Origin of the sequence: Caballeronia sp. GAWG2-1 (genome assembly GCF_023631405.1) — a bacterium.
GTDB lineage: Bacteria > Pseudomonadota > Gammaproteobacteria > Burkholderiales > Burkholderiaceae > Caballeronia.
Window position 1 is genome coordinate 350,043 of the sequence record NZ_JALQDD010000027.1, and the last position, 24,403, is coordinate 374,445.

The 24,403-nt window shown below is 62.8% G+C and carries 22 protein-coding genes; 8 read left to right on the forward strand and 14 right to left on the reverse strand.

All coding sequences use genetic code 11. The annotated features are described in order from the left end of the window. Positions 1-64 precede the first annotated feature (64 nt). Positions 65-553, reverse strand: coding sequence for a hypothetical protein (locus NCR98_RS18080; protein ID WP_244829355.1), 489 nt, complete (start codon positions 551-553; stop codon positions 65-67). Positions 554-769: 216 nt separating this feature from the next. On the opposite strand from NCR98_RS18080, the gene NCR98_RS18085 reads away from it, so the two are divergent. After that, positions 770-1,024, forward strand: coding sequence for a GlsB/YeaQ/YmgE family stress response membrane protein (locus tag NCR98_RS18085; RefSeq protein WP_244829354.1), 255 nt, complete (start codon positions 770-772; stop codon positions 1,022-1,024). A 53-nt stretch (positions 1,025-1,077) separates the two neighbouring features. Here the strand turns inward: NCR98_RS18085 and hutI are convergent, their stop codons facing one another. From hutI to NCR98_RS18100, 3 genes are all read right to left on the reverse strand, one after another. Next, positions 1,078-2,313: an imidazolonepropionase gene (hutI, locus tag NCR98_RS18090; protein WP_250526856.1), complete on the reverse strand. Its 1,236-nt coding sequence runs from the start codon at positions 2,311-2,313 to the stop codon at positions 1,078-1,080. Next, complete coding sequence (gene hutU / locus NCR98_RS18095) at positions 2,310-3,998, reverse strand: urocanate hydratase (protein WP_250526857.1); 1,689 nt, start codon at positions 3,996-3,998, stop codon at positions 2,310-2,312. The genes hutI and hutU overlap by 4 nt, the downstream gene beginning before the upstream one ends. Positions 3,999-4,165: 167 nt before the next feature. Beyond that, positions 4,166-5,380, reverse strand: a complete 1,215-nt coding sequence (locus NCR98_RS18100) for an ROK family transcriptional regulator (protein WP_250526858.1) — start codon at positions 5,378-5,380, stop codon at positions 4,166-4,168. A gap of 234 nt (positions 5,381-5,614) precedes the next feature. On the opposite strand from NCR98_RS18100, the gene NCR98_RS18105 reads away from it, so the two are divergent. Continuing rightward, positions 5,615-5,824, forward strand: a complete 210-nt coding sequence (locus NCR98_RS18105) for a hypothetical protein (protein WP_250526924.1) — start codon at positions 5,615-5,617, stop codon at positions 5,822-5,824. A 21-nt stretch (positions 5,825-5,845) separates the two neighbouring features. Here NCR98_RS18105 and NCR98_RS18110 read toward each other — a convergent pair whose 3' ends face one another. From NCR98_RS18110 to NCR98_RS18120, 3 genes are all read right to left on the reverse strand, one after another. After that, entirely contained in the window at positions 5,846-8,815 is a 2,970-nt protein-coding gene (locus tag NCR98_RS18110; protein ID WP_370652191.1) for an EAL domain-containing protein, read from the reverse strand. Positions 8,816-8,961: 146 nt separating this feature from the next. After that, the gene (locus tag NCR98_RS18115; RefSeq protein WP_244829348.1) at positions 8,962-9,636 is read right to left on the reverse strand and encodes a hypothetical protein; all 675 of its coding nucleotides are present in this window, start codon (positions 9,634-9,636) and stop codon (positions 8,962-8,964) included. A gap of 623 nt (positions 9,637-10,259) precedes the next feature. Next, entirely contained in the window at positions 10,260-10,682 is a 423-nt protein-coding gene (locus NCR98_RS18120; RefSeq protein ID WP_250493585.1) for a hypothetical protein, read from the reverse strand. Positions 10,683-10,955: 273 nt separating this feature from the next. Between NCR98_RS18120 and NCR98_RS18125 the strand changes: the two genes are divergently transcribed. After that, the gene (locus tag NCR98_RS18125) at positions 10,956-12,188 is read left to right on the forward strand and encodes a sensor domain-containing phosphodiesterase (RefSeq protein ID WP_244829346.1); all 1,233 of its coding nucleotides are present in this window, start codon (positions 10,956-10,958) and stop codon (positions 12,186-12,188) included. Positions 12,189-12,191: 3 nt separating this feature from the next. Here the strand turns inward: NCR98_RS18125 and NCR98_RS18130 are convergent, their stop codons facing one another. Then, positions 12,192-13,235: an alpha/beta fold hydrolase gene (locus NCR98_RS18130; protein WP_250467370.1), complete on the reverse strand. Its 1,044-nt coding sequence runs from the start codon at positions 13,233-13,235 to the stop codon at positions 12,192-12,194. A 163-nt stretch (positions 13,236-13,398) separates the two neighbouring features. On the opposite strand from NCR98_RS18130, the gene NCR98_RS18135 reads away from it, so the two are divergent. After that, positions 13,399-14,112, forward strand: a complete 714-nt coding sequence (locus NCR98_RS18135) for a lysophospholipid acyltransferase family protein (RefSeq protein WP_244829344.1) — start codon at positions 13,399-13,401, stop codon at positions 14,110-14,112. 94 nt (positions 14,113-14,206) lie between these two features. Here the strand turns inward: NCR98_RS18135 and NCR98_RS18140 are convergent, their stop codons facing one another. Continuing rightward, a complete protein-coding gene (locus NCR98_RS18140) occupies positions 14,207-14,575 on the reverse strand; it encodes a response regulator (protein WP_244829343.1) in 369 nt (122 codons plus the stop codon). Between the two features lie 208 nt (positions 14,576-14,783). Beyond that, positions 14,784-15,722 (reverse strand): pca operon transcription factor PcaQ, encoded by a 939-nt coding sequence (gene pcaQ, locus NCR98_RS18145; RefSeq protein WP_250526859.1) that lies wholly within the window; start codon positions 15,720-15,722, stop codon positions 14,784-14,786. Between the two features lie 125 nt (positions 15,723-15,847). Between pcaQ and pcaH the strand changes: the two genes are divergently transcribed. The 3 genes from pcaH to NCR98_RS18160 all read left to right on the forward strand — a co-directional run bounded on the left by pcaH (position 15,848) and on the right by NCR98_RS18160 (position 17,564). Continuing rightward, entirely contained in the window at positions 15,848-16,549 is a 702-nt protein-coding gene (gene pcaH, locus NCR98_RS18150; protein ID WP_244829341.1) for a protocatechuate 3,4-dioxygenase subunit beta, read from the forward strand. A 5-nt stretch (positions 16,550-16,554) separates the two neighbouring features. After that, a complete protein-coding gene (pcaG, locus tag NCR98_RS18155) occupies positions 16,555-17,163 on the forward strand; it encodes a protocatechuate 3,4-dioxygenase subunit alpha (protein ID WP_250467372.1) in 609 nt (202 codons plus the stop codon). An 80-nt stretch (positions 17,164-17,243) separates the two neighbouring features. Further along, positions 17,244-17,564 (forward strand): DUF2288 domain-containing protein, encoded by a 321-nt coding sequence (locus NCR98_RS18160; protein WP_244829339.1) that lies wholly within the window; start codon positions 17,244-17,246, stop codon positions 17,562-17,564. A gap of 35 nt (positions 17,565-17,599) precedes the next feature. On the opposite strand, the gene NCR98_RS18165 is transcribed toward NCR98_RS18160, so the two are convergent. Continuing rightward, positions 17,600-18,703 (reverse strand): AI-2E family transporter, encoded by a 1,104-nt coding sequence (locus NCR98_RS18165; RefSeq protein ID WP_250526860.1) that lies wholly within the window; start codon positions 18,701-18,703, stop codon positions 17,600-17,602. A gap of 247 nt (positions 18,704-18,950) precedes the next feature. On the opposite strand from NCR98_RS18165, the gene NCR98_RS18170 reads away from it, so the two are divergent. Further along, the gene (locus tag NCR98_RS18170; RefSeq protein WP_244829337.1) at positions 18,951-19,481 is read left to right on the forward strand and encodes an OmpA family protein; all 531 of its coding nucleotides are present in this window, start codon (positions 18,951-18,953) and stop codon (positions 19,479-19,481) included. 17 nt (positions 19,482-19,498) lie between these two features. Here the strand turns inward: NCR98_RS18170 and NCR98_RS18175 are convergent, their stop codons facing one another. The 3 genes from NCR98_RS18175 to NCR98_RS18185 all read right to left on the reverse strand — a co-directional run bounded on the left by NCR98_RS18175 (position 19,499) and on the right by NCR98_RS18185 (position 24,354). After that, a complete protein-coding gene (locus NCR98_RS18175) occupies positions 19,499-21,487 on the reverse strand; it encodes an acetyl-CoA carboxylase biotin carboxylase subunit (protein WP_250526861.1) in 1,989 nt (662 codons plus the stop codon). Between the two features lie 69 nt (positions 21,488-21,556). Then, a complete protein-coding gene (locus NCR98_RS18180) occupies positions 21,557-23,164 on the reverse strand; it encodes a carboxyl transferase domain-containing protein (protein WP_250493592.1) in 1,608 nt (535 codons plus the stop codon). A gap of 8 nt (positions 23,165-23,172) precedes the next feature. Then, complete coding sequence (locus NCR98_RS18185) at positions 23,173-24,354, reverse strand: isovaleryl-CoA dehydrogenase (RefSeq protein ID WP_244829334.1); 1,182 nt, start codon at positions 24,352-24,354, stop codon at positions 23,173-23,175. Between the last annotated feature and the right edge of the window lie 49 nt (positions 24,355-24,403).

Sequence of the window (24,403 nt, forward strand, 5' to 3'; positions counted from 1 at the left end):
GTTGTCTGCAAGCCGTCGCAAATGCGACGGCTTTTTTATTGCGCTGACGCTTTTCGAGCGCCGCTCAATGCGGCGCCGCGTAGTCGTTCTCGGCCCAGCGTTCGGCGCTTGTCTTGCTCAGCTTGAACGCAGGCGACACGCGCACGTGCGCGAGCTGCGTGCCAAATGCATCGAAGGCCTTCAGGTTGGCGTAGGGGTCGTCATCGTCGGGGACGATTTCCAGCGTGACGGTAACGTCTTCGCCACGTACGTCGATGGAAACGTTCTTGTGCAGCATGGCATGCCGCTGCTGCTCGTGACGGCGCAATACCTCCGACGCCGTCTTGACCAGCGTGCGAAAAGCGTTCGCGTCCAGCGGCTTCGGGTTCTTCTTGTCGCGGCCCATGGTCCACGGGCCGACGAGCGCGGGCTCGGCCTCGCCCGCCTGGATCATCGCGACGGCCCAGCCATCGTCGTCTTCGTTCTTCATGACGCGAGCGGTCCAGCCGTCGTCGCGCCAGAGGCGGTCTTCGTGAATCGGGTCGTCGGTTGCGGGGAAATCGGAATCGGTCATGGCGGCGCCGTGCAGGCAAAGTGATGCAGAACACGGATTTTACCGCGCGAGATGACGTGGCATCCCACGTGCTAAGGAGACTGGCCGAATGGCCAATCCCGGCCAAGTCGCGCGGCGTGTCATATCCAAACGCATTGTCGCGTGCTACTTTGGACGTGCCGGAATGCGTCCGGAGCAATCTCAGCCAACGAGCAGCAATTCAGAAGGAGCTACCGCATGTTTGCATTCATCGGGACTTTGATCGTCGGACTGGTTATCGGGCTCATTGCGCGCGCCGTCAAACCAGGCGATGACAGCATGGGCTGGATCATGACCATCGTGCTGGGGGTCGTCGGTTCGCTGGTGGCGGGCTATGTGGGACGCGCGCTCGGCTGGTATCAGCCCGGGCAGCCCGCCGGATGGATCGCCTCCGTGATCGGCGCAATCATCTTGCTCGTCGTGTGGGGCATGATCCGCAAGCGCAGCGTGTGATTCTTATCGGTTGTCGAAAAACGCCTCGTGCTTTTGGACGAGGCGTTTTTTTATTACCTTAACGCCGTAAGGCCGTATTGCCAGACAGAAGTCGTCACCACTTCGCCGTTTCGCACCACGCAATTGGGCAATGAACCGCCCAACCAATAAGCCAGCTCGGCCGGCCGACCGATTTTCCACGCGACGAAGTCCGCCGCCTTTCCCGCTTCCAGCGATCCATGCGAGCCGTGCAGGCCAAGTGCGCGCGCCGCATGAAGGGTCACGCCAGCGAGCGCTTCTTCCGGCGTCAGACGAAAGAGCATGCAGCCGAGGTTGAGCATCATCCGCAACGAAAGCGCGGGCGATGTGCCGGGATTCAGATCGCTGGCGAGTGCAACTGGAACGCCGTGGCGCCGCAAGGCATCGACGGGCGGTAGCTGCGTTTCGCGCAGCATGTAGAACGCGCCAGGCAGCAGCACGGCGACGGAGCCCGCGCTTGCCATCGCCGCGGCATCCTCGTCCGTCATGTATTCGAGATGATCGGCGGAAAGCGCCTGATAGCGCGCCGCGAGCGTCGAACCATGCAGCGACGACAACTGTTCGGCGTGCAGCTTCACCGGCACGCCGTGTTTTTGCGCGGCGAGAAACACTCGCTCGACTTGTTGCGGCGAAAACGCGAGATGCTCGCAAAAGGCATCGACGGCATCGACCAGGCCTTCATCGATGAGCGCCGGCAACATTTCATCGCAGACGAATGCGATGTAGTCGTCCGCGCGATTCGCATACTCGGGCGGCAGTGCGTGAGCTGCGAGACAGGTCGCGCGCACGGTCAAGGGCAGCGTCTCGCCAAGACGCCGCGCGACTCTCAGCATCTTGCGTTCGTTCGCGAGATCGAGCCCGTAGCCGGATTTGACTTCGAGCACGGTCACGCCGTCGCGCAGCAGGCCGACGGCGCGCGCGCGGGCGCTTTCGAACAGCGCGTCCTCGCTGGCTTCACGCGTCGCGCGTACCGTGCTTGCAATACCGCCGCCGCGCGCCGCGATCTCCGCGTAGCTCGCGCCTTCCAGACGGGCCTCGAATTCGCCGCTGCGGTCGCCGCCGAAGACGAGATGCGTATGGCAATCGATTAGACCCGGCGTAACCCACGCGCCTTCGAGATCGATACGCTCGCAATCGCGCTCCGGCGCGGCGACGCGCGGCCCGATCCATTCGATACGCCCGCCATGCGTCAGGATCGCGGCATCTTCGATGATCGAATACTTGCCGCCCGTCATGGTTGCGACGTGGCAATGCTGCCAGAGCTTGTTCATCGCTTGCCGTTCGCTCCGTCGATCATCGGCAAGTCGAGGCCTTGCTCGCGCGCGCAGTCGACGGCAATGTCGTAGCCCGCATCGGCATGACGCATGACGCCGGTGGCCGGATCGTTATGCAGCACGCGGGCGATACGCGCGTCGGCTTCGACGCTGCCATCGCAGACGATCACGACGCCCGCGTGCTGCGAAAAGCCCATGCCGACGCCGCCGCCGTGATGGATCGACACCCACGTTGCGCCGCTCGCCGTGTTGAGCAGCGCGTTGAGAAGCGGCCAGTCGGAGACGGCGTCCGAGCCGTCCCGCATCGACTCGGTCTCGCGGTTGGGGCTCGCGACCGAACCGGAATCGAGATGATCGCGGCCGATCACCACCGGCGCGGACAGCTCGCCGTTGCGCACCATCTCGTTGAACGCGAGGCCGAGCTTCGCGCGTTGCCCGAGGCCGACCCAGCAGATGCGCGCCGGCAAGCCCTGGAAGCTGATGCGTTCGCGCGCCATGTCGAGCCAGCGATGCAGATGCGCGTCGTCCGCGATCAGCTCCTTCACCTTCGCGTCGGTCTTGTAGATGTCCTGCGGATCGCCAGAAAGCGCGGCCCAACGGAACGGTCCGACGCCCCGGCAAAACAGCGGCCGGATATAGGCGGGCACGAAGCCGGGGAAATCGAACGCATTCGTGACGCCTTCGTCCTTGGCCATCTGGCGGATGTTGTTGCCGTAATCGAACACCGGCACGCCTTGTTCGCGGAAGGCGAGCATTGCCCGCACGTGTTCGGCCATCGATTGCTTCGCCGCCTTCACCGTGCCCTGCGGATCGCTTTGCGCGCGATCGCGATACTGCGCCCACGTCCAGCCGTTCGGCAGATAGCCGTTGAGCGGATCGTGCGCGCTCGTCTGATCGGTTACGAGGTCCGGGCGCACGCCACGACGCACGAGTTCGGGCAAAACATCGGCGGCGTTCCCGCAGAGTGCGACTGACACCGCGCGTCCTTCGGACGTGTATTGCTGCATGCGGGCAAGGGCATCGTCGAGATCGGTGGCTTGTTCATCGACATAACGTGTCTTCAGACGGAAATCGATCCGGCTCTGCTGGCATTCGATATTGAGCGAACACGCGCCCGCGAGCGTCGCGGCGAGCGGCTGCGCGCCACCCATGCCGCCAAGTCCGGCGGTCAGCACCCAACGTCCCTTGAGATCGCCGCCGTAATGCTGCCGACCGGCTTCGACGAAGGTTTCATACGTGCCCTGCACGATTCCCTGGCTGCCGATGTAGATCCAGCTTCCCGCCGTCATCTGCCCGTACATGGCAAGACCTTTGGCGTCGAGTTCGTTGAAATGCTCCCAGTTCGCCCAGTGCGGCACGAGATTCGAATTGGCGATGAGCACGCGCGGCGCGTTCTCATGCGTCTTGAAGACGCCAACCGGCTTGCCCGATTGAATCAGCAGGGTTTCATCCGCTTCGAGCCGCTTAAGCGTTTCGACGATCTTGTCGAAGCTCGGCCAGTCACGCGCCGCGCGGCCAATTCCGCCATAGACCACCAGTTCGCGCGGATTCTCGGCGACTTCCGGGTCGAGATTGTTCATCAGCATGCGCAGCGGTGCCTCGGTCAGCCAGCTTTTGGCATTGAGTCGTGCGCCGCGCGGGGCGCGAATTTCAGTGTCGCGATAACGGAGAGATGAGGTCACGAGGCAGGCTCCTGCGCGTCGGAAGATTGAGCGAACGGACGCGGATTTCTCGCAGGCCCGAATTCGAGTTCATGTTCTTGTATATACAACTTTCGTTGTATTAGGGATTTCCCGACGCCAATTTCTCGTGTTTGGCAGCGCCTTGTATAGACAATGCAATCCGCGCGTCAAGTCTCCAGCGGCTTCAAGAACAATTCATGCTTCGGCGCGAAGTGCGCGTAAAGCGGCAGAATGGCGCCGCCCATCGCGCGTGCATCGGCGCCGATCTGTCCTTCCACCAAACGTGGACGCGTGATGCCTTGCCAGTCGAAATGGCCGAGCGCTTCATTCGTACGCCGGATGATCTCGCGCAACAAGCCGCGATCGATTTCGCCGTCGATCACGACCGCCTCGAGATCCAGCAAAGCCGACGACGACGCGATGCTCAACGCGATCGCCGGGCACGCGTCGTTGAGCCACGCCTCGGACAGCGGCCGCAGCGAAGCCGACCATGCGCGTTCGTCGTGAGCGGCGGCGGCGGGCGCGCCGGCCGCCGCGAACGCCTTTTCGAGCACATAGACCGACGCGGTGTTGAGCAACTGCGCCGCACCGCCGCGCTTTTGCAGCGGCAGCGAGCCGATTGCGCCCGCGTTGCCGCCCGGCCCCGCGTGCAAGCGGCCGTCGATGACCAGCCCGCCGCCGATGAACGTCCCGATGAACACGTACAGGAAGTTGCGCAACCCGCGCCCCTGCCCCATCACGAGTTCGGCGGCGCAGGCGGCCGTGGTGTCCTTTGCAAACTCGACGGGCAAGGCCGTGAGCGCCTGAATGCGCCCGCGGATATCGATCTCGTTCCATGCGGCGAGCACGTCGGGCGGCGTATCGAAGAAATCGCGCCAGCCGCCGAGCCACAACGGCGCCGCCACGCCGATGCCCGCGATCTTGCGCGCGTCGTCGCCGAGCGCGTCGATGGCGCGCGTGAGCCGTGCGGCAAGTTCCGTGAAAAGCGTGGCGGGATCGGGATAGGGATAGTCGAGCGTGTCGCGCGTGCGAATGGCGCCGGTGAAGTCCATCGACAGCACGTCGAGGCTGCGTCGCCCCACTTTCACGCCGATGGAAAACGCGCCGTCCGCTCGCAGCGCAATCGGCACCGATGGCTGCCCGAGGCGCCCCGGCACACGCGTTCGCGCTTCCTTCACGAGCAGACCGTCGTCGATAAGGTGATCGACGATCATCGACGCCGTTTGCATGGAAAGGCGCGTGAGGCGCGCGATGTCCGCCTTCGGCAGCGCGCCGTGCAGACGAATGGCCTGCAGCACGATGCGCTCGTTGAATTGACGCATGCCGAGCTGATTCGAGCCGACCGAATGAACAGACGCTTGGCGCGAGGATCGATCAGGCATGCGCGCCCTCTTCGCAGCGCAAACACGCGCCATGCGAAGCGCGCTCCAGGTCGTTCATAAGCGGCTCCCGCTCCAAGTCCGGCGCGTTGATCGAGTTGAGGCATCCGCGCCGATTCTAGCAAGCTCCTGTAAGGAAACCGCCGCATGGAAAGTTTCGCGCTGCAATATGTTTCGCGATTTTTATCGGGTTATGGTGACGCCGACGTTCCCTATTCACCGGCCAGGCCACGCAACATGAGCACACTCGAAGCCCTTCACGCGATTGTCAACGACGACAACGCCCCGCAGATCATTCGCGATCACATCGTCGATTCCCTGCAGTTCGCGCTGCGCAATCATCCCGGCTATTTCACGCGAAAGGAGATTCAATGGCTCGCGCAATGGGACGACACGCGCATTCCCATCGCGGCGAACAAGATTTTGAGTGAATCGAAACCCGCCTGAAAACGGGTTCGAAAATAGAAGTTAATGGGTGCCCGCGGCGCGGGCGCGCCATTCATAGTCGAATGCGAGCGCCTGCGCCGGCGCGGACAGGCACTCGACAAAACTCACCACCTCCGGATCTTTTACGAAACTCGCAGCGGAAGTCGCCGAAAGAATGGCGACGCTGTCTTGCGGTTTCGCGACTAAAAAACCCTGCACATAATCGACGCCGATTTCCTGCAATGCGCGCAGGGTATCGATGTCTTCGACCCATTCCGCCACGCTGCGCATGCCGAGATTGCGCGCAAGCGCGACGATGGCTTCGACAATGGCGATATCCGCCGGATGCGCACACATGGAGCGCACGAATTCGCCGTCGATTTTCAGCGCATCGGCGGAAAGTGCCTTCAAATATTTGAACGAGGAATAACCCGCGCCAAAGTCGTCGAGCGCGATTTTGCCGCCCATGTCATGGACGCGCGCGATAAAGCGCTGCGTGTTCTCCAAATCGTGCAGCGCCACGCTTTCGGTGATTTCAAGGCAAAGGTAATGCACCACTGATTGATGCCGCGCGAACAACGCGAAGATGTCCTCCATGAATTGCTCGTCGTTGAGCGAACCGCCCGAAAGGTTCACGCAAATGAATTGCGTGTTCTTCAATTCATGGCGATGCGCCTCGATCCATTCGAGCAACGTGGTAATGACCCAGCGGTCGATTGCAGCAATATTGCCGGACTCTTCCGCCGCGACGATCACCTTGCCCGCGGGCAGCGTCGTGCCGTCCGGCGCGCGCATGCGCAGAAGTACTTCGAAATTAAGCGATTCCGTTGGCGCCGATAACGACATGATCGGCTGCATCACGAGAAAAAGGCCCGGCGGCAGACGATTTCGGCCGAGCGTCTCGACGAGTTTCAATTCTTCCGCGCGCTCCTCGAACGCCGCCGCGCCCTTGCGGTACGTGACGAGGTGAGTATGCGCGACCTTCTTCGCTTCGCGGCACGCGCGATCCGCATGCGACAGCGCGTCCTGCACGCGCACGCCCTGCGAGCATTCGACGAGACCGATCGAAGCCTTCACCTGAAACGCGCGATTTCCGACCTGATAGGGCGCGTCAGAAAGAATGGAAATGAGTTCGCGGCATTGCGCGATGGCGTCTTCAATCGACGTGTCGTGCATGACGCAGACGAACTCGTCGCCACCGATTCGCCCCACTGCGTAATTGCGCGCGAAGTGCGCCCGCGTGCGTGCCGCGACCTGTCGCAAGACTTCGTCGCCACTGCGGTGGCCGAAGAGGTCGTTCACGAGCTTGAAGCGGTCGAGGTCGACATAGGCAAGCGCCCACGGCAACATTTCATCGCTTTGGGCGGAAATAGCTTTCTCGATACCGCGCCGGTTCAGCGAGCCCGTCAGCGGATCATGCTCCGCGAGAAAGCGCAGACGCTCGACAGCGCGCGAACGTTCGGTCGTGTCCTGCAGCGAGCCTTCGATCCAACCATTCGAGCGGATAGCCTTCAATAGATAGCGCCGCTCGCCCGTGCCGCGCGCGGCGGAACCGCCCATTTCGAGCTCACCGTCACTGCCTTTCGATGCCAGCGCCTGCAGCGCGCCCCACGCGCCGGGCTCGAAGTAATCGTTCCAGTGGCGGACTTTGTATTCCGCTTTCTGCAGGTCGAGCATCGAGCGCAGCGCCGGATTGGCGCGCACGAAGCGGCCGTCGGTATCGAGCGTGAAGAGACCGATTGGCGTGACTTCGTAAGTGTTGCGTAATTCCATCTGCGCCTGACGGCGGAAGTCGCGCTCGGCGCGCATCTGCTCGGCGATGGCAAACGCCGCCATCATGCTCGACGACAGCGCGGCCATTACCGTGTTCACGCCGCCGACCAGCACCTTGAGGCCGAACGCCGCGCCAAGTACTTCGGAGAACGTGGAAAACAGCACGATGGCGAGCGACGCCACATACCACATGACCGTGCGCGAACGGGCCATCCACACGAGCCGCACGAGGAAGAACAGCAGCACGCAGATACCGAAGCCGGCAATGACCCACAGCGTCGGAATGAACAGCGAATACGGCAACGCCACGGCTGCCCCAAGGAGCACGATGCCGACGTACTGAATGACACGCAAAAGCCACCGGTAACCGACCACGCGCAATTCGCGGCGGAACAGCTGCTGGAATAGCGCGGCGGTCAGCAAGTAGTACGCGGCGAACGTGATTTGCCTGAGCGGCGTCATGAAGTCGGCTGGCAGTACGCGGCCGAGCCACTGCATGTCCCAGCCCATGGCGTTGGCGCACAAACGCAGATTGCCGACGAGCCACACCGCGAAAATCACGTACGTCCATTCGTGATTGATCAACGCGGTGACGAAAACGAATACCGCGAGCGTGAGCAAACCGCCCGCGATCAGCCCGGAGCTTTCCTGGAAGTCGAGCGCCGAGCTTCGGAGACCTTGCCATTCCCACGCAAACGCGTTGATCTGCGCCGGGCCCGAATAAACGCCGCGGCAAATGACGGACAACGGTGCCTTGATGCGCCCCACCTGCACGAAGAAACCGGCCTTGACCGGATGCATCTCGCCGCTCACGCTTTCGCGATCGGCGGTGCCGAGCGGCTGGAGGTTACTGGCGTTCCAGCATGAAAGCGACTGCGCGTGGCGCGAAGGCAGTTCGATTGCAGTCGACGACTCCGTGCTCATGACGGGCGCCGTGATGGAAAACCAGACGGGTTTTTCGGAGAGATGCGTGTTGTAGCGCGTGGTGGCCGGTGCGGCGCGCAAGGCTTCGCGCGCGGCTTCGGGACCGAGCGAGTCGCCATGATCGGCGAGAACGTGGAGTTCAAGCGGGACCGCGCCCCGCGTTTCGTACTGGCGGGGTAAAAAGAAGAGCGTCGCTAGCGTACCGAGTGCGATCAGAAACGGGACCGCGTAGACGGCGACCGCGTACAACGCGCCGTCGATCCACGAGCCCGAGCGTCTGAATCTCGATAAGGAAGCTGGAATAACCGACGCCATACCTGAATAAGCCCCCCGTTTGCGCCGATCTTGCCGGCGAGAGGCGCGGCGGAGCCGAGCTTGCCCCCGCCACCGCACTCTTTGGCCAACCGGACCACTTCGGGCCCGGCTTTTTTGCTCTTGCTTTCGTTACCGCAGCCCTTCTTCTACCGGCCGTAAGCCATCAGCGGAGCCTCAGGGCATCGTACCGGTTCCCAGTCAAAAGATAAATCTACAGATTGCAAATCGATGTCCGGATGATGCGTATTCACCATGTAGTTGAACAATGGGTGACGCGCCTCTTCCCAACGCTGCCGCGCGACAGCCACTTCCTTGGCCAGCACGCGATGCGGCATGCCGCCCACGTGCGCCATCGGCAGATACTCGTTTACGCCGAACACGTCCTTGAACAGCATGGCTTCGTATTCCCGGTCGAGCGGCGCACGCGCGGTAATCACCATCCAGTCGATCTCATGCAGTTCGCAGAACATCCACAACGCCTTGCACAACGCCACCTTCACGACTCGTCCCACCATGCCGCCCGCCACGCCGAGGCGCGTCGCTTCCGCGAGACGGCTTTCGGCGAGATGACCCGGCAGCTTGATCGATTGCTCGACCGCGAGCGGCGCATACGCATTGGTCTGAATGCGCATGGTGCCCAACGGCGCGCCATCGAGTTTCGATTCCGCGAGCAAAACCGCGGTGCCGCTATCGCGATCGGAATGCTCGATCGTCATTTTCTCGGCGAATTCGGGCAAATGCCGACCATACGCAGAACGCCTGATGCTTACGGCTTTCTGGAGCCCGTCGTCGTCCTGGACGATACGGATAGTAAACGGCATGCGTTCCGTTTTCTGAAGTGCGGGCACTACCGTGAGTGTCGGACGAAGCGCCGTTTCAGATTGGTTAGCGGCGGCATTCGTGGCAAGGTTCAGACGTTCCATTTTGTAAACCCCATTTTTCTTGGCGATTAGGAAATTGCCGCGTGATATGGGCGTTTTAAGGTTGTGCCCTCACACGGCGAATCGAGCCTCTCACGAAGTCAAATAACGGGGTGCGCGCTTGCCACTGTTTCTCAGCAAAATTCAGGCTAAACAATTAGAACTTTTATTCTAATTGCCGAACTAATCGCCGGGCAACTGCTGCAAAAATAAATATGCATAGCCGGTATTCGATTATGCATGCACAAGAAGAGTGAAAAGAAACGAGGGCCAACAGCCACCAAATGCCGTGAGAGGTATTCAGGAGAATAGCCGTCTGTCAAGCAATACGAAATATCGCGTAATCACGTCAAAAGACTAAAAAAAGGGGACACGGTAACGTTTGCGCTTCACGCAACACTCGAAAACAGAAAACGGCAACAAATGGGATCGTTGGGGAGATGAGCGGACACAAAAACGCGGATACCAGGACTTTTGGCATCCGCGAATCTCACAACATGTTGAACAAATCAAAGACGGGATAATCAGTCTTCCTCGTCGAGCCAGGGAATGTCGACGTCGGTAATGAAAGCAACCATGGCAAGCGGGCGTCCCTCCTGACGGCCGAGATTGCCGTCGGCACGCTGCCATTCGCAGCGGAAGATGGTGGCCGGCGTGTCGGCGAGCAAGGTGATCGTGCGAATTTCGTCTGGATCGTTCTCCTCGACAGGGCCGTCGAGCGAAACGAGCAACTGCTGCGGCCACGCGCCGTCGGCGGGATCGTAGATCTTGTCGCCGTCGTGAACGACCACGTGCGCTTCGACGCCGATGGTCGCCGACGCCTCCACGATCATCTTGCCGAGTGCGCGCAACACCGCCGTGGCGCGAGCCGAATTGGCCTGACGGATGGCGAGATCGCCGCGCGTGAGCGCCTGCTCGAGTTTTGGATTGGTTTTCTGTTGCGCCATCGATGTCTCTCAAAGGTTTTGGTGCAAGCTTCGACGAGCCTTGCGCCGCTTAAGTTGCAGCGGGATCGTATCACCGCCTCTTCAAAGATAGGTCGCGGCGCGGGCGCGGGCAAACACGACGCCGCCACTCAAGTTTTCGCACGCTCGGCCGATACTGCCTTGTATCCCCATCTCGCCGCGTGCCATTGCCGTGCCGTTCATCGACTCGTATGTGCATTCTCCCCGACGCTGTGTCCGCACGCAGCCGTCAGGCCTCGGCCGGCGTGGTCCGACGTGTTGACGGCACACACCGGAGTCGTCGACGGCATCACGCTTCGCACGCATCTGCAGCCGATCTACAGCCTCCCGCATCAGCGCGAAGTCGGATACGAGGCGCTGTTGCGCGGCGATGCGGGCGATGGCGCGCTGATCGGCCCGTTCGATCTGTTTGGCCGCGCGATCGTCTCGGGCGAGCTCACCGCGCTCGACCGCATGAGTCATCTGGCGCACCTCCGTCATGCCGCGCCGGTGCTGCCGAGCGCGCATTGGCTGTTCGTCAACATGAACCCTGCGACTTTCACGGACCCTGGCTATGCGAAACAGTTCGCCGCGCTCACGCACGCGGCCGGGCTCGCGCCGGAGCGGATCGTGATCGAAGTGCTCGAATCGGGCGGTTCGGATGTCGCGGAAATCGCGCGCGCGACGCGCTCGTTTCGCGCGCAGGGCTTCCTCGTCGCCGTCGACGACTTCGGCGCCGGGCATTCCAATATCGATCGTCTGCTCACGATGCGGCCGGATATCGTCAAGCTCGACCGCAGCCTGGTGCGCGCGCAGAGCGGCAAGCGACGCACGCCGATGCGCGATGCGCTGATGCCGAAGCTCGTCGATCTGCTGCATGAATCCGGTATGTTCGTGGTGGCCGAAGGAATCGAAACCAGCGACGACCTGATGCTCGCGGCGCGCTCCAACGTGGACTTCGTGCAGGGTTATCTGTTCGGTCAACCCGCCGCGCAACTCGCCGAACGCGGCGCGGCCACGCCGCTCTTCGAAAACGTATTCGATTCGCTCGCGCAGACGCGCCGCACCGAGCGCCTCGCGAGCGACTTGCTGCTGATGCCGTATCGCTCGAATCTGGCGCAGGCCGCGACGCGCCTTGCGGGCGGCGCATCCGCCGAGCATGCTTGCGCCGCGTTGCTCGCGCTGCCTTGTACGATCAGTTGCTTCTTTCTCGACCACGCGGGTCGCGAATGCCTGCCGACGCTCGCCGGCGCGTGTGAGCGGCGCTCGGCCGACCGCTTCGCGCCCATCGCGGACGCCTCGACCGGCCGCTGGGACACGCGCCCCTACTTCGTCGATGCCCACACGCGGCCGCAGCAGGTCATCACGAGCGCGCCGTATCTGTCGGTAACGGGGACGTCGCTGTGCGTCACGCTCACCATCGCGACGCAGCGCAACGGACGGCTGATCGTCGCGGGCGCGGATCTCGACTGGCGACGCCTGACCGAAGCGGCGCCGTCGATCCTGTAAGCGTCAGCTTGCCGCGATGGCTTGAGCCAGGGCCACCGCGCCTTTGCGCAATGCCGTCACGTTGTTGGGCTCGAAGGTCCAGTGCCCGGCGACATCCACGATGGCGAGTTGCGCGCCCGGCCAAAGCGCGGCAAGGTCGAACGCCTGATCCGCGGGACACACCATGTCGAAACGTCCGTGGACGATACTGCACGGCAGATGCGCAATGCGCGCGACGCGCGGCAGCAGCGGTTCGGGCGGCAGTTCGTGCGCCATGTAGTGACGTTCGAGCAGCGCCATGGAAACGGCGGCGGAGTTGGCCTCGGCGCTCGGGCGCTTGTCGTCCTGCTTCGGGTCGCTCGAGTCCTTCGCTTCGCTCGATGCTTGCGCTTCACCCGATACTTTCGCCTCGTCCGCTTCCTTCGCCTCCTTCGGCGGCTTGTTGACCACCGACAAGGTGGTCTCATACAGCGTCCACGCGCGCGCGAGCCGCGTGCCGGCTTCATCGAAACGCGCGAGCGGCGCTTCCGTCAGTTGCAGGATCTCCTCGCCGCTCGTCGGACGCTTCCCGCTCGCGGCTTCGATGGCGTCCAGAAACGCGCGATGCGCCTCCGGAAACACGCGCCGCACGTCCCACAGGAACCAGTCGATGTCCGCGCGCCGCGCGAGAAACACGCCGCGCAGCAAGAAGCCCGTGCAGCGTTCGGGATGCGTGACGCCGTAGGCAAGCCCGAGCGTCGTGCCCCACGAACCGCCGAACAGCGCCCAGCGCTCGATGTTCAACCCGACCCGCAGCTTCTCCATGTCGCCGACGAGCGCATCGATGCCGTTCGCCTCCAGCTTGCCGAAAGGCTTCGACTTGCCGCAGCCACGTTGGTCGAAGAACACGACGCGCCACTTGTCCGCTTCCAGCACCTCGGCCCATTTGAGATTCATGGCGCCGCCGGGGCCGCCGTGCACGACGAGCATGACGGGCGCCTCGCGCGGACCTTGCGCGCGCCAGTAGATGGAATGGCCGTCGCCCACGTCGAGCATGCCTTCGTCGAAACTCACCGGCTCCTGATCCATGTGTTCCCTTGCGATGTTGATATAAGCGGTCGATGACCTGCACGCGCCATTGTTGCATCGCGCGCCCGAAGACGCATGAGCGAAGCGGCGGTTTTTGCCTCGTGCGTTCACGGCTCGATACCGTTATGCTTCTGGGCTTTCCTCCGTCGATCGCACGATTTCAATGCGCAGCACCCTCGTCAAGTGGCTCTTCGCCACCTATCTGCTCGGCAGCGGCACGATCTGGTCGATCCTGATCCTGCCGCTTTTCCCGTTCGTCGGCAGAAACGGACGCTATTGGTTAGCCAGGCAATGGTGCCGCGCGATGGTCACGATGATGCGCGTCATCACCGGTGTGGGCGTCTCGGTCGAAGGACTCGAACACTTGCCGCACGGGCCATGCATCGTGTTGAGCCGCCATGAATCGACCTGGGAGACGCTCGCGTTCATGGCGCTCTTTCCGCGCCGCATCAGCTTCGTGTTCAAGCACGAACTCATGCAGATTCCTTTTTTCGGCTGGGTGTTGCGCGGTCTGGACATGGTGAGCCTGGACCGCGGCTCGATCCGTCAGGCGCACCAGGCTGTCACGCGTGAATGCGCCGCGCGGCTGAAGAAAGGCGATGTCGTGGTGATCTTTCCGGAAGGCACGCGCGTGGCGCACGATGCGCCGCTCAAGCTCGCTTCGGGCGGCGTGCGGCTCGCGTGCGCGACCAAGGTTCCGGTCGTGCCCGTTGTCCACGACGCGGGCAAGGTCTGGCCGGCGAAGGGTTGGCCGGATCATGGTGGACATATCCGCGTGATCGTCACGCCCGCCTTGCCGCTCGAATGCGAAATCCCGCAGGAATTGAACCGGCTCGCTCAAGCGCAGATGGATGCGGCGCTGGCGGAGTTGCGCTGATTGGTTAAGCCGCAAGCCTTTGCCCCGTGGATGCGGACTTGAGGCCTTGGTCGTCGCGTTCCGAGATTCTCGTCGAAGCGCAAGCAGCAGCCGTTCAATAAAGCGGCCGCTTCTTTGCGGCACACAGACGGTTCACGGCCGCAACCAGCGTCTCCATCTCGACCGGCTTGCGCAGATACCCGTCGTAGCTCACGAAAGCCGGCGGATTTGGATGCCCTGAAATCATCAGGAAAGGGATGTGCGCGAGCGCGGCGTCGTTCTTCATCGTTTGACAGAGAAGCGCACCGCCGAGTCCCGGCATCATCCAGTCGGACACGACGATGTCGACCGTCTGCGCGCCGAGTATCGACAGAGCGCCGTTGCCGTCGACGGCGTAGAGCACGCGGCAATCCTCCCCTTGCATGCAGAGGGTCCAGGCTTCGATGGTGGCGGGGTCGTCATCGACGAGCAGAACGGTCTTCATGGAGCGAACGAGTTGACAGCAATGCGGCACCAAGTGCGGGAAATGACGTCGATGCGCCGAAGCGGCACGCGTCGATAAGACCGGCGCCACGAGCGTTCGTTGCAACCGATTCGCTGTCCCGGCGGGCTTACGTCATAGTATTTGTTTCGCGCGAAATCTGCGCGGTAAATGCTGCTCTAGCAAGGTGCGCGCCGCGGCGCACGACCGGTCACTTGTTCCCGGCGCGCGCACGGCCCGCTTCGCGCAAGGCATCGACCAGACTATCTTCCACGGGCGTGCGCGCGGAGTCGTTGCGACGTATCAAGCCGATCGGCTCATCGGTGCCGGCGAAGGGCATGGGCAAGGCAACGAGCAAGCCGAGCGCGATGTCCTGCGCGACCGCGCCCGCCGGAACGAACCACACGGCGTCATTGTGCAACGCGAGCGCGCGGCCAAGCGAAACCGACAGCGTTTCGATCAACGCGGTCAGCGCATGCGCGCCGAACGCTGTCAGAACGCTTTCAGCCGACTGACGAATCAACGTCCCGAATGGCGGCACGACGATCGCGAAACGCGCAAGCAACGCGGGCGTGAGCGGCGCCTCGAACGTCAGCGGATGCTCGCGCCGGACAATCACCGCTAGCGGTTCACGATAGATCTGCTCGAAGGAAAGCTCGTGCATGGCTTCCGGCTCAGAGAGCCGGCCAACGACCAGATCGACGTCGCCCGCCTTCAGCCGTTCGAGCAGTTGCGCGTTCGAATCCGTGCGAACGGCAAGCGAAATGGCCGGCCATTGCTGCCGGAAAGCAGCGAGCGCGGGCGGCAGCAAGGCCGTGGCGACAGTCGGCAATACGCCGATGGAAATGGTCCCCGGCACATCGCCACGTTCGCGCAGCAGCATGTCCACGCCTTCGCGCAGCGACGCCACGCACGCGCTCGCATGCGGCGCGAAGAGCCGGCCCTCGCGCGTGGGAACCGCGCCGCGCCTGCCACGCTCGAACAAGCGCACGCCTAGAATGGATTCGAGTTCCCCTATGGTCTTCGACACGGCCGGCTGCGTAATCGACAGGCTGTCGGCCGCGCGCTGCACGCTGCCGAGCTGCGTCACGGCAAGAAAACACTGAAGGTGGCGGAACTTGACGCGAGTGTTGGTGAAGTCGGTATCCATGACGAGTCGTTATGCAAGCAGACACGAAACATCATTTTCCATAACTCGCTGCATTCGATAAAGTAGTTGCCAGAAATATCCGATTGAAAAACCCGGACACCCTACAAAACAGGAGACACGTCGTCATGACTTCGCCTATTCTCACGCCTCGCGACTGGGATTCCCACCCGCCGTATCTGTCGCCGGGCTACCGGTCATCCGTGCTGCGCAGCCCTTCGCTGCCGCTCATCCCGCTGAAGGAAAATCTGCGCAACCGCCGCGTTCCCGTCTATGGCGCGGACGACCTGGGCACGCTCGATAACGACCTCACGCGCAATGCCGCCAAGAACGGCGAGCCGCTCGGCGAGCGCATCATCGTGACGGGCCGCGTGCTGGACGACAACGGCCGCCCGGTGCGCAACACGCTCGTGGAAGTGTGGCAGGCCAACGCCGCCGGACGCTATGTCCACAAGGCCGATCAGCACGACGCGCCGCTCGACCCGAACTTCCTCGGCGCGGGCCGCTGCCTGACCGACGACGAAGGCCGCTACCGCTTCATGACGATCAAGCCGGGCGCGTATCCGTGGGGCAATCACACCAACGCGTGGCGCCCCAATCACATTCACTTCTCGCTCTTCGGCGACTACTTCGGCTCGCGTCTCGTCACGCAGATGTATTTCCCGGGCGACCCGCTGCTCGACCTCGATCCGATTTATCAAGGCATTCCCGAGCAGGCGAGAAAGCGCCTCGTGTCGCGCTTCTCGATCGACACGACTCAGGAAAACTACGCGCTCGGCTACGAATTCGATATCGTGCTGCGCGGCCCGGACCAGACGCCGACGGAGTGAACGACATGACCACGCTCAAACAAACCCCATCGCAGACCGTCGGACCGTACTTCGCCTACGGCCTCGTTCCCGAGCAATACAACTTCGATCTGAAGAGCCTGTTCACGGCATCGGCCGCGGATCGTGAAGTGCCGGGCGAGCATATCGCCGTGGTCGGCAACGTGTACGACGCGGAAGGCAAGCCCATTGGCGACGCGCTCATCGAAATCGCGCAGGCTGACGCGAACGGCCGTTACGTGGAAAGCGCCGAAGCCGCGCGCGAGTCGGGCTTTCGCGGATTCGCGCGCGTCGGCACGGGCACGGACCCGAAGCTGCGTTTTATCGTCGATACGGTGAAGCCCGGCAAGACCGCCGACGATGCCGCGCCGCATCTCGATGTCATCGTGCTAATGCGCGGCATGCTGCTGCACAGCTACACGCGCATCTATTTCGACGATGAAACCGAAGCCAACGCGAACGACGCCGTGCTCGCCGCCGTGCCGGCCGAGCGCCGCCATACGCTGATCGCCAAGCGCGAAGCGGGACCGACGGGCAAGCCGGGTGTGTCGGGCACGATCTATCGCTTCGACATTCATCTTCGCGGCCCGAACGAGACCGTGTTCTTCGACCTCTAAACGTCCGCTTCAAGGCGAAACGAAGGCGTCCGGCACTGCGCTATAGTGTCGGACGCCTTTTCGTTTCCATCGCTTCCTTTATGACCGACGCTTCCAACCAAAGCCCCAGCCCGCTCTACACCAAGCTGCTTGCCGAAACGGCGCAGATCGGCTGGTCCGAACTCGAACGCTTCTTCGCAAAGGGCGCGCTGATTTGGGTGAAGGGCGACCTGGATCTAGTGAGCGTCGCCGAGGCTGTCGCCAACGACGACACGCAGCAGGTCACGCAATGGCTCTCGGCCGGACTCATCGAGCGCTTGCAGGCGCAGACCGCCGTCGATATCGCCGCGCGCGATCCCGAGTTGTGGGCCGTGGTGGTATCGCCCTGGGTCTGCGTGCAGGAACGCGGCGCGGGCATTTGAATTACGTCACGCGCGGCGCTTCATCGACTTCGTCTTCAATCGCGCACCCAGTCCGTCCATAGCACGACGAGAATCGTCATCAATGCCGGGCCGATGAAAAGCCCGATCAGCCCGAACGTTTCCGCGCCGCCCAGAATGCCGAACAAGACGAGCAGAAACGGCAGGCGCGTGGAGCCGCCGATCAGCACTGGTCGCACGAAATGCTCGGAGATGAAGACCACGATCAGCCCGAAGATCGCCACGCTGGCAGCCGAAATCACGGAGCCTTGCGCGAGCAGCCATAGCGCCGAGCCGAGGAAGACGATCGGCGCGCAGAACGGCAGCATAGCGGCGACCGCGGTCAGCATGCCGAGCAAGGTGGCGTGCGGCACGCCCGTGATGCCATAGGCGATACCGAGCAAAGCGCCCTCGCCCAGGCCAACCACCACGAGACCGATCACCGTGCTGCGCACGGAGTCCGCCATGCGCCGGATGAGCGCCGCACCGTCCGCGCCAAACGCGCGCCGCGATCCCGCGATCAGTTGCTCGCCAAGCCGCGCGCCCGCCTGGAACATGAAGAACAGCGTCATCAGCATGAAGCCGAAAATGACGAGCGCATGCACCACGCGTCCGCCGAAATGGCGCGTCATCGCGACGACCGTCGCGCTATGCAGACGCTTCACGGCAGGGGAAGATTCGAGCGGTGTCGCCAGATTCTCCTGCCACCAGTGCGAAACCTGCTGCGAACCCATTGGCAGATGCTCGAGGAAAGCGGGCATCGGAATACCGGTGCGCAAGACGTCGTGGAACCAGCGGAGCATGTCGCTCGCTTCGTTGGCGGTCTGCGCGGCGACGATGGCGAACGGCACCACGAAGAGCAGCCCGACCGCTGTGGCAAGAAACGCCGCGAGCAAGATATTGTGCCGCCTGAACAGCGGACGCTGCTCTAGCCAGTGCAGCGCCGGCCATAATGAAATGGCGATCACGATAGCCCATACCACCGCCGGAATGAACGTGCGCGCCGTATAGAGCGCAATCAGCACGAGCACCGTGTAAAGCGCCGCCGACGCCGCCCGCTGTACCTTGTTGATGCGTGCGCCCGGGTCCGTATCATGCTCGTTGCTGCGCTCTGGATTACGCGGATATCGCGGTGTAGACATGACGGTGAAAGCTCGCAGGAAGAAAGACGGAAATTCGAATCGATAACCTGAATGGTCGCACGCATTGTAAGCGCGTCGAACGTTCGGACGAAGTTGGCGCCCTGTTGACGCCCAGTTGGGTCTAGGTTGGCGCTCGATTCGCACAAAGCGTTCCGCATAGTTGCGGGCAAGCAGCAAATGTTATTTACAACGGCAAGATTCGGGCTCCGTATAATCAAAGCCTCTCTAAAGAGAAGGGAAAGCACGGATGGCAGGTAGAGCATTACAGTCGGCCGTTGGAACATGCGCGTCGCTTGCGATGCTGGCGAGTTTATTCTCAGGCTGTTCGAGCGGCCTCAGCCGCACGAAGGAAGACAAGCTGAACGCGCAATACGGCATCACCATGCTGCAGGTCAAAGGCGGCGTGGAGATGCGCCTGCCCGACGCGCCGCTCTTCGATAGGGACGAAGCGCGCATCCGCGTGCAGAACATCGCCGTGCTGGACCGCGTCGCGGATGTGCTCAAACGCAGCATGCGGCCTGTTCTGATCGAAGGCCATACCGACGACGAAGGCTCGCTCGCCTACAACCGCGAACTGTCGCTGGCGCGCGCGAATGCCGTTGCGAATGCGTTGATCGCGCGCGGCGTGCCGGCCGAGCGCATTACGACCAAGGGCATGGCTTACCTGCGGCCCATCGCCAATAACGACACGCCGCAGGGCCGCGCGCTAAACCGGCGCGTCGAGATTCTGGTGCGCACCGAGAGCCAGGACACGTTACTCGGCAGGCCCAGGAAGTAACGCGCTTCCAGCTTCCTTCAACTCGTTTCGAGCACCAGCAACTGCGAACCGTCGGCGACCTGATCGCCGACGTCGAAGAGAATCTCGCCGATTTTTCCCGCCGTGGGCGCGACGATCGTATGCTCCATCTTCATGGCTTCCATGACGATGAGCGGCGCGCCCTTCGCCACCATCGCGCCTGCCTCCACCAATACCGCGATGACCTTGCCGGGCATCGGCGCGGTGAGACGGCCTTCGTGTTCGGCGTCGCCCGCATGAGCCATCAGGTTTTGCCATTCGAACTGGAATTCCGCGCCTTCGAGAAAGACGTGGAAGATGTCGCCTTCGGTGAAGACGGTGCCTTTTAGCAGGTTATCGTCCAATTGCACGGTGTAATCGGTCGCGCCGCCATGCGTCCAGTCGAAGCGCGCGCTCTTGCCATCGAGCGCGAGCCGCTTCTCGCCGTCTTTCGTGTAGACGACCTTGAGCATGTCGTCGTGATCGACCTCGCGCCAGTTCAGGTCCTGGCTATAACCGCCCGCCATGCGCCAGTGCGAGAGCGCGTCCCACGGCGAGTGACCGTGCGCCTCGCCGCCTTCGCGCGTAAGCAGCGCGGCGCAGGCAAGCGCGAGCGCCTTGTTGCGCGGTACGGTTGGCGGCGCGAACAAGGTGTCGCGATGACGCTCGATCAAACCGGTATCGAGCTCGCCTTGCGAAAACGGCTCGCTTTTCACGATACGTTGCAGGAATTGGACGTTCGTATGCAACCCGACGATCTCGCATTCGGCCAGCGCCCGTGCCATGCGGGCGAGCGCATCTCGACGGTCGCGGCCATGCACGATCAGCTTCGCGATCATCGGGTCGTAAAACGGCGTGATGGCGTCGCCTTCGCGCACGCCGCTGTCGATACGCACGTCGCCATCGATCGAAAAACTCACCGCCTGCGGCAATGCGAGATGCTTGAGCGTGCCCGTCGATGGCAAAAAGCCGCGCGCCGGGTTCTCCGCATAGATGCGCGCTTCGATGGCATGACCGTGCACCTTCAGCGCGTCTTGCAACAGTGGCAAAGGCTCGCCCGCCGCCACGCGCAGTTGCCATTCGACCAGATCGAGCCCGGTCACCATCTCGGTCACCGGATGCTCGACCTGCAAGCGCGTATTCATCTCCATGAAGTAGAACTGGCCGTCCTGCGTCATGATGAACTCGACCGTGCCCGCGCCGACGTAATTCACCGCGCGTGCCGCCGCCACGGCGGCTTCGCCCATTGCGCGTCGGGTGGCATCGGAAAGACCGGGCGCGGGCGCTTCTTCGAGCACCTTCTGATGCCGACGCTGCACCGAGCAATCGCGATCGAACAGATAGACCGCGTTGCCGTGCGTATCGGCGAAAACTTGCACTTCGACGTGACGCGGGCGCAGCAAATATTTTTCGATCAGCACGCGATCGTTGCCGAAGCTCGACGCCGCTTCGCGCTTGCATGAAGCGAGCGCGGCCGCGAAGTCCTCGCTCTTTTCGACGACTCGCATGCCCTTGCCGCCGCCGCCCGCGCTTGCCTTCAGCAGCACCGGATAGCCGATGCGATCCGCCTCGCGTTGCAGGAGCGCGGCGTCCTGATCGTCGCCGTGATAGCCGGGCACGAGCGGCACCGACGCGGATTGCATGAGCGCCTTGGCCGCGGCCTTGGAACCCATCGCGCGAATGGCTTCGACCGGCGGCCCGATGAAGACGATGCCCGCTTTCTCGCATGCATTGGCGAAGTCTTCGTTCTCGGAAAGAAAGCCGTAGCCTGGATGCACGGCTTGCGCGCCGCTCGAAAGCGCTGCCTCGACAATTCGCTCCATGCGCAGATAGCTTTCGGATGCCGCCGCGCCGCCCACGTGCACGGCTTGATCGCAGACATCGACGTGTTTCGCTTGGGCATCCGCGTCCGAATAAACGGCGACGCTGCCGATATTCATGCGCTTCGCCGTCGCCGCGACACGGCAGGCGATCTCGCCGCGATTTGCAATCAGAATCTTGTTGAACATGGCTTCACATCCGTGGATCAGCTTGAGGTGCGAGACGCGAGTCGGGCGCCTGGGTCCCGACGTCTGTCGTCACATGCGGAATACGCCGAAGCGCGTGTCTTCGATCGGCGCGTTCATCGTCGCGGCAAGGCCCAAGCCCAGCACGTCGCGCGTTTGCGCCGGATCGATCACGCCGTCATCCCAAAGACGCGCGCTTGCATAGTACGGATGACCCTGCGCCTCGTATTGATCGCGAATCGGCGCCTTGAACGCTTCCTCTTCGTCCTTCGACCACGCGCCGCCCTTCTTCTCGATGCCGTCGCGCTTGACGGTTGCGAGCACGGACGCGGCCTGTTCGCCGCCCATGACCGAGATGCGCGCGTTCGGCCACATCCACAGAAAACGCGGCGAGTAGGCGCGGCCGCACATGCCGTAATTGCCCGCGCCGAACGAACCGCCGATGATCACCGTGAACTTCGGCACCTTTGCCGTGGCCACGGCCGTCACCATCTTCGCGCCGTTACGCGCGATGCCTTCGTTTTCGTACTTGCGCCCGACCATGAAGCCCGTGATGTTCTGCAGGAACACGAGTGGAATCTTGCGCTGGCAGCATAGTTCGATGAAGTGGGCGCCCTTCAACGCCGACTCGGAAAACAGAATGCCGTTGTTCGCGACGATGCCGACCGGATGCCCCCAGATATGCGCGAAGCCGGTGACGAGCGTCGTGCCGTAGCGCGCCTTGAATTCGTCGAAAGCGGAATCGTCGACGATGCGCGCGATCACTTCGCGCACGTCGAAAGGCTTGCGGGTATCGACCGGAATCACGCCGTAAAGGCTCTGCGCTTCATGGCGCGGCGGCAGCGGTTCCTTGAGCGCGAGCGGCGGCGTCTTCACGCGATTGAGATTGCCGACGATACTGCGCGCGATGCCGAGCGCATGCGCGTCGTTCTGCGCGAGATGGTCGACGACGCCGGAAAGACGCGTGTGCACGTCGCCGCCGCCGAGATCCTCGGCGCTGACTTCCTCGCCGGTCGCGGCCTTGACGAGCGGCGGGCCGCCCAGAAAAATCGTGCCCTGATCCTTCACGATGATCGACTCGTCGCTCATCGCCGGAACATAAGCGCCGCCCGCCGTGCACGAGCCCATGACCACCGCGATTTGCGCGATACCCGCCGCCGACATGTTCGCCTGATTGTAGAAGATGCGGCCGAAGTGATCGCGGTCGGGGAACACGTCGTCCTGATTCGGCAGGTTCGCGCCGCCCGAATCGACGAGATAGACGCACGGCAGGCGGTTCTGTTCGGCAATTTCCTGCGCGCGCAGATGCTTCTTCACCGTCACCGGATAGTACGTGCCGCCTTTCACGGTTGCGTCGTTGCAGACGATCACGCACTCCTGTCCCGCAATGCGCCCGATGCCCGTGATGATGCCCGCGCCCGGCGCGTCGTCGTTGTACATGCCGTAGGCCGCGAGCTGCGAGAGTTCGAGAAACGGCGTGCCCGGATCGAGCAGTTGCGCAATGCGGTCGCGCGGCAAGAGCTTGTTGCGCGACACGTGCCGGTCACGCGCGGCTTGACCGCCGCCTTCCGCGAGCTTCGCGACTTTTGCCTTGAGATCCGCGACGAGCGCTTCGAGCGCGGCGGCGTTGGTCCGAAAATCTTCGCTGCGCGGGTTCAGTTTCGATTCGATGATCGCCATGACGCGCCTCAAGCCGTCTCGGCGAACAGTTCGCGACCGATCAGCATGCGGCGAATCTCGCTCGTGCCCGCACCGATTTCATAGAGCTTGGCATCGCGCCACAGGCGTCCCACCGGATACTCGTTGATGTAGCCGTTGCCGCCAAGAATCTGGATGGCTTCGCCGGCCATCCACGTGGCTTTTTCGGCCGTGTAGAGAATCACGCCCGCGCAGTCCTTGCGCACCTGGCGCACGTGGCCCGAGCCGAGCGTATCGAGCTGGCGGCCCACCGCGAAGAGATATGCGCGGCACGCTTGCAGCGTCGTATAGAGATCCGCGACCTTGCCTTGAATCAGTTGGAATTCGCCGATGGCTTGCCCGAACTGCTTGCGGTCATGGATATACGGCACGACCGCATCCATGCAGGCGAGCATGATGCCGGTCGGCCCGCCCGCGAGCACGGCGCGCTCGTAGTCGAGACCGCTCATCAGCACCTTCGTGCCGCCGTTCAATGCGCCGAGAATGTTTTCCTTCGGCACTTCCACGTTCTCGAACACGAGTTCGCCCGTATGCGAGCCGCGCATGCCGAGCTTGTCCAGTTTCTGAGCGACCGAGAAGCCCTTCATGCCCTTCTCGACGATAAAAGCCGTGATGCCCCGCGCGCCCGCTTCGATATCCGTCTTCGCGTAGACGACGAGCGTGTCGCAATCCGGGCCGTTGGTGATCCACATCTTGGTGCCGTTGAGCACGTAATGGTCGCCCTTCTCGTCCGCGCGCAGCTTCATGCTGACGACATCCGATCCGGCGTTCGGCTCGCTCATGGCAAGCGCGCCGACGTGTTCGCCGGAAACGAGCTTCGGCAGATACTTGCGCTTCTGTTCTTCCGTGCCGTTGCGATGAATCTGGTTCACGCAGAGGTTCGAATGCGCGCCATACGACAGCCCGACCGATGCCGACGCCCGCGAGATTTCTTCCATCGCGACCATGTGCGCGGTGTAGCCGAGATTCGCGCCGCCGTATTCCTCGGATACCGTCATGCCGAGCACGCCCATGTCGCCGAATTTCTTCCAGAGGTCCATTGGGAACTGGTCGGTGCGGTCGATTTCGGCGGCGCGCGGCGCGATTTCCTTCGACGCGAAATGCTGAAGCGTGTCGCGCAACATATCGATGTCTTCGCCCAGCGCGAAGTTCAGGCCCGGCACGGTGCTCATGGGGTGTCTCCTCCAGATGCAATGTTTCGGCGCGTCGCGTTTGAGTTTC

Excerpts from the sequence above, each read along its gene's own strand:
- NCR98_RS18085 (WP_244829354.1), top strand. The coding sequence starts at position 770 with ATGTTTGCATTCATCGGGACTTTGATCGTCGGACTGGTTATCGGGCTC.
- pcaG (WP_250467372.1), top strand. The coding sequence starts at position 16,555 with ATGACCACGCTCAAACAAACCCCATCGCAGACCGTCGGACCGTACTTC.
- NCR98_RS18120 (WP_250493585.1), bottom strand. The coding sequence starts at position 10,682 with ATGGCGCAACAGAAAACCAATCCAAAACTCGAGCAGGCGCTCACGCGC.
- NCR98_RS18175 (WP_250526861.1), bottom strand. The coding sequence starts at position 21,487 with ATGTTCAACAAGATTCTGATTGCAAATCGCGGCGAGATCGCCTGCCGT.
- NCR98_RS18185 (WP_244829334.1), bottom strand. The coding sequence starts at position 24,354 with ATGAGCACCGTGCCGGGCCTGAACTTCGCGCTGGGCGAAGACATCGAT.
- hutI (WP_250526856.1), bottom strand. The coding sequence starts at position 2,313 with ATGAACAAGCTCTGGCAGCATTGCCACGTCGCAACCATGACGGGCGGC.
- NCR98_RS18100 (WP_250526858.1), bottom strand. The coding sequence starts at position 5,380 with ATGCCTGATCGATCCTCGCGCCAAGCGTCTGTTCATTCGGTCGGCTCG.
- NCR98_RS18165 (WP_250526860.1), bottom strand. The coding sequence starts at position 18,703 with ATGTCTACACCGCGATATCCGCGTAATCCAGAGCGCAGCAACGAGCAT.
- pcaH (WP_244829341.1), top strand. The coding sequence starts at position 15,848 with ATGACTTCGCCTATTCTCACGCCTCGCGACTGGGATTCCCACCCGCCG.
- pcaQ (WP_250526859.1), bottom strand. The coding sequence starts at position 15,722 with ATGGATACCGACTTCACCAACACTCGCGTCAAGTTCCGCCACCTTCAG.
- NCR98_RS18135 (WP_244829344.1), top strand. The coding sequence starts at position 13,399 with ATGCGCAGCACCCTCGTCAAGTGGCTCTTCGCCACCTATCTGCTCGGC.
- NCR98_RS18170 (WP_244829337.1), top strand. The coding sequence starts at position 18,951 with ATGGCAGGTAGAGCATTACAGTCGGCCGTTGGAACATGCGCGTCGCTT.
- NCR98_RS18105 (WP_250526924.1), top strand. The coding sequence starts at position 5,615 with ATGAGCACACTCGAAGCCCTTCACGCGATTGTCAACGACGACAACGCC.
- NCR98_RS18140 (WP_244829343.1), bottom strand. The coding sequence starts at position 14,575 with ATGAAGACCGTTCTGCTCGTCGATGACGACCCCGCCACCATCGAAGCC.
- NCR98_RS18115 (WP_244829348.1), bottom strand. The coding sequence starts at position 9,636 with ATGCCGTTTACTATCCGTATCGTCCAGGACGACGACGGGCTCCAGAAA.
- NCR98_RS18180 (WP_250493592.1), bottom strand. The coding sequence starts at position 23,164 with ATGGCGATCATCGAATCGAAACTGAACCCGCGCAGCGAAGATTTTCGG.
- NCR98_RS18160 (WP_244829339.1), top strand. The coding sequence starts at position 17,244 with ATGACCGACGCTTCCAACCAAAGCCCCAGCCCGCTCTACACCAAGCTG.
- NCR98_RS18080 (WP_244829355.1), bottom strand. The coding sequence starts at position 553 with ATGACCGATTCCGATTTCCCCGCAACCGACGACCCGATTCACGAAGAC.
- NCR98_RS18110 (WP_370652191.1), bottom strand. The coding sequence starts at position 8,815 with ATGGCGTCGGTTATTCCAGCTTCCTTATCGAGATTCAGACGCTCGGGC.
- NCR98_RS18130 (WP_250467370.1), bottom strand. The coding sequence starts at position 13,235 with ATGGATCAGGAGCCGGTGAGTTTCGACGAAGGCATGCTCGACGTGGGC.